This is a genomic window from Spirosoma agri (assembly GCF_010747415.1).
GTDB lineage: Bacteria > Bacteroidota > Bacteroidia > Cytophagales > Spirosomataceae > Spirosoma > Spirosoma agri.
In genome coordinates this window covers 102,720-115,206 of the sequence record NZ_JAAGNZ010000004.1, presented here as the reverse complement: position 1 = coordinate 115,206, position 12,487 = coordinate 102,720, and the positions used below count along the sequence as shown (strand labels likewise).

The 12,487-nt window shown below is 51.9% G+C and carries 8 protein-coding genes; 5 read left to right on the top strand and 3 right to left on the bottom strand.

Annotation, left to right across the window (positions count from 1 at the left end; translation table 11 throughout):
- Positions 1–122 precede the first annotated feature (122 nt).
- The 4 genes from GK091_RS26030 (at position 123) to GK091_RS26015 (ending at position 7,920) form a co-directional block, all read left to right on the top strand.
- The gene (locus GK091_RS26030) at positions 123–1,838 is read left to right on the top strand and encodes a tetratricopeptide repeat protein (protein ID WP_164043670.1); all 1,716 of its coding nucleotides are present in this window, start codon (positions 123–125) and stop codon (positions 1,836–1,838) included.
- Between the two features lie 229 nt (positions 1,839–2,067).
- Positions 2,068–3,204: an efflux RND transporter periplasmic adaptor subunit gene (locus tag GK091_RS26025; RefSeq protein ID WP_164043669.1), complete on the top strand. Its 1,137-nt coding sequence runs from the start codon at positions 2,068–2,070 to the stop codon at positions 3,202–3,204.
- A 56-nt stretch (positions 3,205–3,260) separates the two neighbouring features.
- Positions 3,261–6,488 (top strand): efflux RND transporter permease subunit, encoded by a 3,228-nt coding sequence (locus GK091_RS26020; protein ID WP_164043668.1) that lies wholly within the window; start codon positions 3,261–3,263, stop codon positions 6,486–6,488.
- The gene (locus GK091_RS26015) at positions 6,481–7,920 is read left to right on the top strand and encodes a TolC family protein (RefSeq protein WP_246202427.1); all 1,440 of its coding nucleotides are present in this window, start codon (positions 6,481–6,483) and stop codon (positions 7,918–7,920) included. Before GK091_RS26020 ends, GK091_RS26015 begins: the two co-directional genes overlap by 8 nt.
- 181 nt (positions 7,921–8,101) lie before the next feature.
- On the opposite strand, the gene GK091_RS26010 is transcribed toward GK091_RS26015, so the two are convergent.
- Both GK091_RS26010 and GK091_RS26005 read right to left on the bottom strand, forming a co-directional pair.
- Positions 8,102–9,070 (bottom strand): hypothetical protein, encoded by a 969-nt coding sequence (locus GK091_RS26010; RefSeq protein WP_164043666.1) that lies wholly within the window; start codon positions 9,068–9,070, stop codon positions 8,102–8,104.
- A 595-nt stretch (positions 9,071–9,665) separates the two neighbouring features.
- Positions 9,666–9,878 (bottom strand): hypothetical protein, encoded by a 213-nt coding sequence (locus tag GK091_RS26005; protein ID WP_164043665.1) that lies wholly within the window; start codon positions 9,876–9,878, stop codon positions 9,666–9,668.
- A gap of 815 nt (positions 9,879–10,693) precedes the next feature.
- On the opposite strand from GK091_RS26005, the gene GK091_RS26000 reads away from it, so the two are divergent.
- Positions 10,694–11,011 (top strand): DMT family transporter, encoded by a 318-nt coding sequence (locus tag GK091_RS26000; RefSeq protein ID WP_164043664.1) that lies wholly within the window; start codon positions 10,694–10,696, stop codon positions 11,009–11,011.
- 159 nt (positions 11,012–11,170) lie between these two features.
- Here GK091_RS26000 and GK091_RS25995 read toward each other — a convergent pair whose 3' ends face one another.
- Positions 11,171–12,370 (bottom strand): tyrosine-type recombinase/integrase, encoded by a 1,200-nt coding sequence (locus tag GK091_RS25995; RefSeq protein WP_164043663.1) that lies wholly within the window; start codon positions 12,368–12,370, stop codon positions 11,171–11,173.
- Positions 12,371–12,487 lie beyond the last annotated feature (117 nt).

The window sequence follows — 12,487 nt, the reverse complement described above, 5'->3', positions numbered from 1 at the left end:
GCTGTCGCTCTAAGGTAATTCTAAGCAATTGTTAAGTTTCTTCTTAGGTCTGTCTTGTAGTTTGCCTATGCTTCCCCAGATAACTTGGGTTGTCCGGTGAGGTAACTAAACCTAAACACAGCATGAATACTCAACTCACAGTAATCTTTCTTTCTGGACTGGCCGTTAATGCGTTAGCGCAGACACCTACGCCCGATGCCAATACCCTGACGAACCTTGGACGATTCGATGAAGCCAAGACTATATTACGTCAGAACGCCCAGCAAAACCCTTCCCTACAAACCTATTTCGATGCGGGCTACGGCTATCTTCGTAGTGGTCATCCCGACTCGGCCCGCATTTGGTTCGAGAAAGGCATCCCAATGGATGAGAAGCGGGTTCCACTGAACCAAACCGGTTTAGCCATCACGTATCTGGTCAAAAACGATATGGCAAATGCCGATCCTAAACTAACGGAGGTTGTTGACAGGAGTAAGGGTAAAAATGCAGAGATTCTTTTTCGGATCGGCGAAGCGTATACCGGCTACCTAACCCCCGGCAATGGCTCGATCAAGCCGATCTATCCAAAGGTAGTCAATGCCGCGAAAGCCATCGATTATCTGAACCGGGCGGCCGATCGCGACAAGAAAAATCCCGCTATCCAGCTGACGCTGGGCGATGCGCATTACCTGAATAAAGACGCTGGTACGGCGGTTTCCCGCTACGAAAGTGCGATCGAATTAGGCATGAATCCGTCGCGGGTCTACCAGCGGATCGGCGATATCTACTGGCAGGGGCGTAACCTGAATCTGGCCGTGGAGAATTACAAAAAAGCCATTGACGCCAATCAAACCTACGCACCGGCCTACAACCAGCTGGCCGAGTTGTATTTTCTGGTGAACCGCTACAAAGATGCCGCCAGCTACATTGACCAGTACGTGAACGTGTCGAAAGATAAACGGCAGGAGACACTGCTTCGACAGGCTCAATTTCATTTTCTGGCGAAGGATTATCAGCGGGCCGTCAACCTGATCGACAGCAACCGTGCTGTGCTGGCGCAAAACCCAATCGTATACCGGATCGAAGGCTGGTCTTATTCGGCCCTGAAGCAACCGCAGAAAGCCATCCAGAACCTGACTACGTTCATGGAAAAAGCGCCCGATAAGGTCATGTATGATGATTACAGATACCTGGGCAATGCGTATCTGGGCATTGAAAATCCTGGCAGTGATTCGCTGAAAGCCATCAACGATTCGTTGGGCATTATGAATCTCGCCAAGGCGGCACCCTTCGATACCACGGAGAATCTGTACAGCGACATCGCCAAATATTACTACCGGGCCAAGAAACATCCCGAAGCGGTAGCCGCGCTTGATTCGGCGGCCAAACATGGTTTCAAGGCTGACGTTCAGGACTTGTTTCGGTATGGCATGAGTAATTATACGCTTGGTTTTCAGCGCGATAGCCTTGGTAAGCTAATTCGTGATACGACACGCTTCGCCATGGCGGACTCGGCACTGGCGCTGGCTCAGAAAGCGTCGCCCGATTATGCACCAACGGTCCTCTACCGGGCCAAAGCCAACTACTACGCGTATACGCCGGAAGCCGCCGTTCGAAACGGGAAAGCCAAGCCCTTTTTCGAGCAGTTCATCACGATGACAGCCGACAAAGAGGACGAACGGAATCGGTATAAAAAAGACTTGGTGCTGGCCTTCAAGTATTTGATTTCGTACAACGAGCTGGTTACGAAAGACGAAAAGGCCCGAAATGAATGGCTGACAAAGGGGTTGGCCTTATTCCCCGCCAACAAGGATTTAGCTAAAATTGCCGCTCCCGACCCGGAAGCAACTGATCAGTAAGTGCCTTTTTTTCATAGTTGATACGTCATCTTACCGCTACCGGGGCCTGATTCCTGGTAGCGGTTTTTTAGTCCGCTCAACGTGGATCGCCAGCGGTCGTTTTTGTGTTTTGGCCAGTCGACCCCGTTCAGACTCCCCGTTTCTAAGCAAATTCTAAGAAATTTCTAAGCTGCCCTTAAACGATGTTAGCCTATTTGCGACGGTATTATCAGGCGTATCCGCATTTTCTATGCAATCTACCTTAAGCATCTCCGCCCTGTTCATCGGTACCATACTGGCATCCTGCTCGGCGAAAAGTGAAAAAAAACAGGAGGCTACCGCACCGACGCTTCCAGTTATTCAACTGATACAACAGGACGCCACGCTCGACCGGGATTATGCCAGTAACCTCGAAGCGGTACAGAACGTGGAGGTCCGCGCCCGAGTCGCTGGTTTTTTAGATAAGATTCTGGTCGATGAAGGAAAACCGGTGCATAAGGGACAACTGCTGTTCCAGCTCAACCCCACCGAGTTTCAGGTGGAAGTAGATCGGGCGCAGTCTAATCTGCAAAGTGCCACCGCGCAGGCCGAGTCCGCAGAGGTCGAAATGGGTCGGGTAAAATTGCTGGTGGACAAAAACGTTATATCGCCCTCGGAGCTGAAGCTTGCCCGATCGAAAATGGCAACTGCCCGGGCGGGGATCAACGCTGCCAAATCCGCCCTGGCCAAAGCCCGGTTCCATGTCTCCTTAACCAGCATACGGGCACCCTTCGACGGCGTTATCAACCGGATACCGTTTAAGCAGGGTAGTTTGATTGAAGAAGGGGCGCTGCTGACATCCATCTCCGATCTTCGGCAGATGTATGCCTACTTCAACGTATCCGAAAAAGAGTATTTATCCTTCATCAAAAAACGGCTTGATCCCGACAAAACAACGGTTCGGGAGGTCGATCTGCTTCTGGCCGATGATACCGCTTATCCGCTCAAGGGCAAAATCGAAACCACCGAAACCGAATTTGAGGACAACTCAGGTACGATTGCCTTCCGGGCTACGTTCCCCAATCCAAAACGCCTGCTCCGGCACGGATCGACCGGTAAAATTCGCGTATCTACCGATGTGGACGATGCCGTGCTGGTGCCGCAGAAAGCCGTCTTCGAGGTGCAGGACAAAAACTTTGTGTACGTCGTTGACGCCCAAAATAAAGTCAGTAGCCGAAGTTTTGTGCCCCGCAGCCGGGTCGATCAGTTTTACATCGTCCAGTCTGGGCTCAAGCCGGGCGATCGCATCGTTTTTGAGGGTATTCAGAGCCTCAAGGATGGCATGAGTATCGTACCTAAGCCGCTGCCTGCCAAAAGCTTACAGGCCTTATACGCGGCTGCGCGGTAGTGAGTGTATCGTTTGGGGCTAGACTGACCTCAACTCATTTCGAAACTAACTGACTCATGTTCAATACGTTCGTAAAAAGGCCCTTGCTCTCCACGGCCATCTCCCTGGTTATTGTGCTGCTGGGGGTACTGGCCCTGACGGGTCTGCCCGTTACGCAGTTTCCTGATATTGTGCCTCCGTCGGTGACGGTGACGACCAAATACACCGGTGCCAGTGCCGATGTCTGCGTCAAAGCCGTGGCCACTCCCCTCGAGCGCGCCATCAATGGAGTACCTAACATGACCTACATGACCTCCATTTCGGGGAATGACGGGTCTACACTCATCACAATCTTTTTTCAGGTCGGTACTGACCCCGATCTGGCGGCCGTCAACGTGCAGAACCGCGTGACGACCGTTATGGACGAACTACCCGAGGAGGTGATCAAAGCGGGGGTCGTGACCGAAAAAGAGGTGAATAGTATGCTGCTGTACCTTAACATCGTCAGTAACGATCCAAAGGTCGATGAGAAGTTCATTTACAACTTCGCCGACATCAACGTACTCGCCGAACTGAAGCGGATCGATGGTGTGGGGTTTGCCGCCATCATGGGCAACCGAGATTATTCGATGCGGGTGTGGCTCAAGCCCGACCGGATGACGGCGTACGACATATCGCCCGACGAAGTGATTGCGGGTATTCGCAAGCAGAACGTAGAAGCCGCCCCCGGTAAAGCGGGTGAAAGTGCCGATCAGGCTCCCCAGACCCTCCAGTACGTTCTCCGCTATACCGGTAAATTTTTCGAACCCACTCAGTACGAAAACCTCATTCTACGGACCAATCCGGACGGTTCACCGCTCCGGCTGAAAGACATAGCTGAGGTCGAGTTCGGTTCGCTGGATTACGGGGTATTGTCCAAAAATGACGGGCGGCCATCGGCGGCCATCATGCTCAAACAGCGTCCCGGTTCCAACGCCAGTGACGTTATTGCCAATGTCAAAACGCGCATGGCTGAGCTAAAAGAAAGCTCCTTTCCATCGGGCATGACCTACAACTATGCCTACGATGTATCGCGCTTTCTGGACGCATCCATTCACGAGGTAGTTCGCACGCTGATCGAAGCTTTCGTGCTGGTGTTCATCATTGTTTTCCTGTTTTTGCAGGACTGGCGTTCTACGCTGATCTGTGCGCTGGCCGTTCCGGTGGCCCTGGTTGGTACGTTTGCCTTTATGAGTTCGATCGGCTTTTCCATTAACCTGCTGACGCTGTTTGCGCTGGTGCTGGCCATTGGTATCGTTGTCGATAACGCGATTGTGGTCGTGGAGGCTGTTCACGCTAAAATGGAAGAATCCAGTGGTGGGTCTGAGCCATTGACACCCCGAGCCGCTACGTTTGCCGCAATGGGCGAGATTTCCGGAGCGATCGTGGGCATTACCCTGGTTATGTCAGCGGTGTTCGTACCCGTGGCATTCATGACGGGACCGGTGGGCATTTTCTACCGGCAGTTTTCTCTGACCCTGGCAATCGCTATTGTCATTTCCGGCGTAAACGCGCTGACGCTTACTCCCGCGTTATGCGCCATTTTACTCCGGCCCGTACACGGTGAGCAAACTGGGTTTATGGGTCGCTTTTTTGCCCGTTTCAACCGGGGCTACGAATCGCTGGCGAGTAAATATCAGGGATTATTACGCCGGGTCGCGAACCGGAGCGTCATCACGTGGGGCATATTGGGGCTGTTTATTCTGGCTACATGGGGTATCAGCACGATCTTACCGGGCGGATTTATTCCCACCGAGGATCAGGGCATGATCTACGTTAACGTTACAACCCCCGTCGGTGCTACCGTCGACCGGACGGAGAAAGTGCTGGACGCCATCGAAGCGATTGCCTCGGAACAGGAATCGGTCGAAAACGTATCGACATTGGCCGGATTCAGTTTGATGACCGATGGTGCCGGAGCCTCTTACGGTATGGGGATGATCAACCTCAAGCACTGGGACGAGCGAACGGTATCGATGCGCGAGCTAATTGCCACCCTGGAGGAAAAGACCAAAAACATTACCGACGCAACGATTCAATTCTTCCCCCCGCCCACGGTACCCGGTTTCGGGAATTCGAGTGGCTTTGAACTGCGTATGCTGGATCGGGGGCGCAGTGGCGATCTGACGAAGACAGCTGACGTAGCCCAGAAATTTATTGCTGCGCTGAAAAAACGCCCTGAGATCAGCGATGCCTTTACCAGTTTTGACCCCAGTTTTCCTCAGTATCTATTGCACGTCGATCAGGAGAAAGCGTCTCAGAAAGGGGTATCGATTGATAATGCCATGAGCACGCTGCAAACGATGATGGGAAGCTATTACGCATCCAATTTCATCCGGTTCGGCCAAATGTACAAGGTGATGGTACAGGCCGCGCCCAGCTACCGGACCAAACCCGAAGATGTGCTGAACATGCGCGTCAAGAACGATCAGGGCGAAATGGTACCTTATTCCAACTTCGTCCGGCTGGAACGCGTGTATGGTCCCGAGCAGATTACCCGCTACAACATGTACACCTCCGCGATGATCAACGGCGATGCGTCGCCCGGCTACAGCAGCGGTGATGCGATCCGGGCGGTTCAGGAAGTAGCGGCCAGTACATTACCCAAAGGATACGCCTACGAGTGGTCCGGTATGTCGCGGGAAGAGGTGGAGTCAGGTAATCAGGCGCTTTATATTTTCGCGATCTGCTTGGTGTTCGTCTACATATTGCTGATGGCGCAGTACGAGAGCGTATTTCTACCGTTATCGGTTCTGTTATCACTACCCACCGGCATATTTGGCTCCTTTTTCTTCCTGCAAGTGATGGGGTTACAAAACAACATCTACGCGCAGGTGGCCCTGGTCATGCTCATTGGCTTGCTGGGTAAAAACGCTATTCTGATCGTCGAATTTGCCAGCCAGCGTCAGCGTGAAGGGCTGTCAATTCTGGACGCGGCAATCGAGGGGGCCGTTTCGCGGTTGCGTCCGATTCTGATGACTTCCTTTGCTTTTATCGCCGGACTCATTCCGCTCTGTATGGCGTCGGGAGCGGGCGCGCTGGGCAACCGGTCTATTGGTACGGCAGCGGCTGGCGGTATGTTCACCGGTACGTTATTCGGTCTCATCATCGTGCCGGGTCTATACGTCTTCTTCGCCAAACTCGCCGAGCGGTTTGGTTCCAAGCCCATCGATGATCAGCGTAACAATCCTGTTCAGAAGGCCGACAAGACGTCGGTTCGTTTATCCACCCAACCGCACGTCAATGGTTCCGTTATTCATGACTAAGTCAATTCGTTACAGTTGTTGTTTTCTGCTGGCTGCCGGTTTGCTGAGTAGTTGTCAGTTGCCCAAACCGCTGCTCCATCCATCGGCCCGCCCGATGCCCGTTTCCTTCGCCGGTCGGTCCGATACGCTCGGCATTGCCAGTCAGAACTGGCGAACTTTTTTCGCTGATCCCCATCTGGTACAGCTCATCGATACCGCTTTGGGTGGCAATCTGGACTTACGGATCGCCACCCAGCGTATCGAGGCCGCACGGGCCTCTTTCGATTACAGCCGTGGTTTTCTGGCTCCGCAGGTAAATGCCGTGGCGTCAGCAGGGGTCGATCGCTACGGTCAGAATACACTGAATGGCGTGGGGAATTTCGATACGAATCTGTCCGATAACATTCGGGGGAACCTGGTCATCCCGAACCCTACGCCGGACTACTTCTTGGGGGCTCGCAGCACCTGGGAAATCGATATCTGGGGCAAACTTCGTAATCGGCGAAAAGCGGCTTACCTACGGTTTCTGTCGTCAGAGAAGGGCCGACATGCCGTCATTACGGCCATGGTTGCCGAAGTGGCACACTATTACTACCAGTTGCTGGCGCTGGATGGCGAACTGGAAATCATTCAGAAAAACATCAATTATCAACAGAACGCCCTTGGGCTGGTGCGTATCCAGAAAGAAGCGGGCCGGGTAACGGAGCTGGCTGTTCAGCAGTTTTCGGCCCAACTCCTCAATACCCGAAGCCGACAGGGTCAGGTTCGCCAGCAAATCGTTGAGAATGAGAATCAACTGAACCGACTGCTGGGCCGCTATCCTCAGCCGATCGCCCGGGGCAGTTCTTTACAGGATCGCGAACTGCCGGGCCAGGTCCTTACGGGTATCCCCGCCCAGATGCTGGTTCGTCGACCCGATATTCAGCAGGCTGAGCTTGACCTTCAGGCGTTTAACGTGGATGTAGACGTAGCGAGAGCCGAATTTCTGCCAAGCCTGAACCTGACGGCTTACTTGGGGCTGAACGCATTCCGCACAGCGACCCTGTTCAATCCCGGCTCAATTGCTGCGGGACTGCTGAGTGGGTTGTCGGCTCCGGTTCTGAATCGGCGTTTCGTTAAAGCCAACTATCGGCAGTCGGTGGCGCAGAGCCGGGAATCCCTGTATCGATATCAGCAAACAATTTTAACGGGCTTCAGTGAGGTGACCACCAGTTTGCGAGGGGTAGAAAATTACCGTAGCGTTGCTGAGTTACAGGCGCAGGAGGTAGCTGTTCTGCAAACGGCTGTCACGACGTCAAACGATCTGTTTGCCAGCGGCTATGCGTCCTATCTGGAAGTTATCACCGCTCAGCGCAGCGTGCTGGAAGCCGAGCTAGCCCTTATCAGTACCAAACAGGCTCAGTTCCTGGCAATCACCGATTTATACCGTGCGTTGGGGGGCGGCTGGTACTAAGTGAAGAAAACGCCAACTCCCGGTGGTAACAGATAAGAAGCGGATCTCATTCAGCAATGATGGTTGTCAAACGACTGCCATAAACACGTTCATTTCCGGAACCTCCAGCGTTGTCAATGGTCAAGACCTCGGCAAGGCTGGGGTCTACTGTCCTACGAACTGATCTGATAGGGCCAATGTACTACGGTCTCCGCCAGTGTTGAGTGCCGTCGGCATCGAGCAAATTTCCCGCCATCGCTTCCCCCAGTTCATGCGTTAGCATGGGAAACCCTGGATTCCAGCTTACTTCCAGATTCGCTTCGTGTAAAGCCTCAAATTTGGCCCACCACAGGGCTGGAGGGTGGCAGTCGGGGCGATAGATGTTGGCCGTTTCCGCCACCACAATCTTCTTATCCGGAAACAGCTGTCGGGCCGCCCGGAGCATGTTGGCGATGTCATTCTCGAAATAGATGTTCAAGCCGACGATGTCCAGCAGCTCCCTGTGGCCATGCTCCCAGGTATGACAATCGTTTTGCCGGGCTACCTCATCCACCTGCCCTAATACCGTAGCAAAGGGCCGGGCCTGATCAGGGTAGGGCATGTCGCCCCAGCCCCAGGGTTCGCTCATGGCCGTTAAGCAGGCGGGGTCTGCGGCTTTGAGTCCCTTCGCGATGGCGATAGTGATGGCACTGGTCTGTTGGTAGACCTCCCACCAGGACCGGCCCCCGAAAGGCCATTGGCGGTTGTTGGGAGCCGCAATCCAGTCGGTCCAGATGCCCAGTTCTACCCCGATGTTGTAACTGCGAAAAGCCCCCCTGTAGCGATGAGCAATCTGGTAAGCCTGCTCGTACATGGCTTCGGCGGCCTGCCCGCCCCAAAACATGGACTCATCGATCCACTCGGGTAAGCCGTAGTGATTCAGGGCCAACTCAACCTGACCGTTGCTGATGGCCTGCAAGCGGTCTAGCCAGGCGTAATCGGGGCACCGCTTCGCTTCGTTCCAGAGCACCGTATCGCGGAAAAAGGTAAGGCCCATCTCACGGCCCCGGAGGTAGTTGCGCTCCATCTGGTCTTTATGACCCGTGGCCCAGGTGTTGGAAAAATGGAGCCAGCGCCCATCGTCACCCCATCCCCGGACGACGCTGCCGTCGAAGCACATACCATATTGCATAGACGTATCAGTTAATATGCCCGTTGTGCGAATAAACACCTACTGGCTAAGTACATATTGGCTAACAAGGTAGCTTACCGGTTACAACTTAAAGCTATTTTCTAAACGAAATATTGAATGGCCATAAACAGGCTCGAAGCTAACTATGGCTTTTCTGATCTCATCTGGAATAACCTACGTCATTCTACACCATCTTATGCCTGATTGTGAACCCAGAAAAAGGGACTAACGGGATTCTACTCCAAAAGAAGATAGGTGATTATCAGAAGTCTCATTTATCACCTCCGGCCTGGTTTGTAACACCCTATACGTCACGTGCAAGAATGGGTTCCTAGTCTGTAGTGAGCCACATAGTAGCCGAGCTTGTCATTGCGAATACGTCATAAAAACAGAACCCGCACTAGCTAGCGCGGGCTGTTCCTTATTCTTGTTTATAAAACTTACGTATCCTCTTAACGCGCTCATTCCATTATTGTGCAACCAATTGCGCCAGTGGTAACAAACAGCAGATTCAGTCTGAAGCTACGCTTGTAGAACTCATTCTCTGTTTATTAAGCACACAGGAATGAAATAAAGATGATAGGGGTCGGTGGAGTTAATAATGGGTCGACGAAATTTCTCCGTTCGTGCCAATGATCAACTCATCATCGAACTTGATGCTCGTAATGGTCGCATCTCGTACGCCGGGATGTTCTTTTACGAATCGTTGGTGGGCATTATCCTCACTGATATTGAGATAAGCTTTTTTCCAGGGTTTGGGTGAGATAGAGCCATACCCCGTAACAATGATTAATGTATTAGCAGCCATGAGTAAATTTGATTAAATGTGTTTGTTGTACAGACTAACGGATAGGTTACCGCTGACACCGGTTTCTGACACGTTGTCAGCAGGTCATCTCAACTGGTCTTAGGGAATGTCAACGCTGTAAGGGTTTGACAAGCTGATAGCTACTACTCATCGGATCAGTTCAACCCAACAAAAGCACATCGTGCGAAGTATACGGGCGGGATCAGCTCGATAAGGGCTAAGAAGAATTAAAAGGCTAAGACAAGGTCTGATGGAGCAGCAGAATAACCAACTCCCACAAACAGGATTGGCTGTAAGCAATGAGCGAGTTGATGTTAATTCGACAGATTTATAACGTGCTGGAAATGATAAAGTTTCAAATGAAAAGAATAGAGTTGACTCTTTCCGGCGAATAAGCGGTTCGTTATCATACCCTACTAACCGAATCGTATTGGTCATGTGAGTAACCACGACGATGGAGTGTCAGTTTGTCGCATCAACGCTGGAATGGCGACGGTATACTTCCGAACATTTAGTACGTATTCAATTATCTACTTCGAACGGAAATGGCGCTATTGCGTAGCCTACGCTCGCTATTAAGAATTGGGAGCGCGGTTGATGAATACCAGTACGTTACCACAAAAAAGAGTTTGACCCAGCCCATGTGTTGGTCAATTTCCTGCTTCGAATTAACTTGGTAAAGCACCAGATAGATGTAATTTTGCAGCGGAATTGCCTGCACTCTTTCCGTGTGAAAGAACTCTGGCAAACCAGGAGGACGACCTCCCCCCCACTGGGAAACGTTTCGGGACGGCCCGGCCTAACAAGCCAATGCCATGTCCTGGATTTATTTAGTGTTTGCGGGCCTATTAGAAGTCGTTTGGGCCTATTTTATGAAGCAGTCAGCGGGTTTTACCCGCATCGTCCCCTCCCTGATTACAGCGGTTGCCCTGGTTGCTAGCTTTAGCTTGTTGACACTTGCCATGCGCACGCTGCCGTTGGGCACGGCCTACACGCTATGGACGGGTATCGGAGCCGTTGGGGCTTTCCTGATTGGCATTTTCGTACTCGGCGAATCTGTCAACGCGACCCGCCTGATTGCGGCCTCCCTGATCGTTGCGGGGTTAGTGCTTATGAAACTTTCAACCCACTAAAACCAGCTGTGATAATCATCAAAATGAGCATGATCCGTGATGGTATGATTAGCGGACTCGCTACTGCTCAACAAATTAGATGGAAATAGTTTTAGGAAACGTTGACTGCGGGCAATACCGCAGTCAACGTTCAACCAGTCAGGTAATGTAGGTCGCTGCTTAATCAGGCATTTGTTTCAGGTAGGATTTCATTGTCTGTTTCTTGGTATAAAACTGAGTTGTTTCAATCGTTTCATGGCGGAGGTGTTGCTGCACGTGCTCTAAACTTACCCCATTTTCCAACAGCAACTGACCCACCGTATGACGAAGGCTATGAGCCGACATACCTTCCCGTTTTAAACCATGCTGTCGTAAATATTTATCGACGACATAGCGGATCTGGTATGTCTTCAGTTCATCAAATAGCAACTTGCCCTGCTGATTGGCTTGAAGAGGCCATTGGCCGGTTTCTTCCAGATAAGCCTGTAGGTAGGTCATACAGGCCGCGAAGAGTTTAATGGCTTTCTTGGTGTGTTTTCCTTTCCCCAACACGTTCAACTGCCGCCGGGCAAAGTCGATATCACCTAGGCGAAGCCGGGTCACTTCAACGGTTCGTAGTCCCTCCAGGCTCAAAAGGGCCAGAATAGCGCCGTCCCGGCATGACTCGATTCCTGCCAGAAGTTTGTCGCGCTCGTCCGCTTCCAGGCTATCCTTGTAGAAAGTCCGCTCGATAGCCAGACCCCGAATATCACTGATATCCCGAAGGGCATTCAATTGGGATTCGGTCAACGTTAACTCCGTCCGTTTGCGGATACACCAGGCCGCCAACTGTTTAACGGCTGAAAGGTAAAGATTGATGGTGAATGCCGAGTACTGGTTCACTTTTAACTGCTCAACGAAATCACTCACCGTCAGACCGCTCAGCGAAGCGGGCAATCCGGCCTGCAACTGCCCGTCCATAAACAGGAAGAAAGCGTTTAGCGCTTTGGTATACGTTTCCTTCGACTGGTCACCCCGAAGATTTTTCGCGTCCCGGATAAAGCGGAGAATCAAATCGTTAGCCGCCGGGGAGATCGTTACTCGTTTTGGATCGGGCAGGATCAGTGGGCTGCCCATCTGTTGGAAAAAGAGGAGAAACCGGCGAATGGGTGAAATCCGGTTGGATGGCAGATCGGCTGTATACCGACCAAAGCTGAAACCATCGACGGAGAAACCGTTTTTTAAACAATACAAGACATAAGCTTTAGCGTGCCGTGGATAGTTACTGGATGCCGGAAGATCCGTGGCAAAGTAAGCAATCAGTTGACTGACCGTGTAGCGATTCAGGGCTTGTCCAACTTTTTGCGAATTAGTGGCCGGACTTAGTGGCAGGTCTTCCATTTTTCAGTCGATTGAGTTAGCAAGATAATTCATTTTTGTCGGGTTTCACCAATTCTCGCAAACAACAATTTGCAAGATGGTGAACAAACTTATTTTGGTTCGCAATCGATTGCCGTC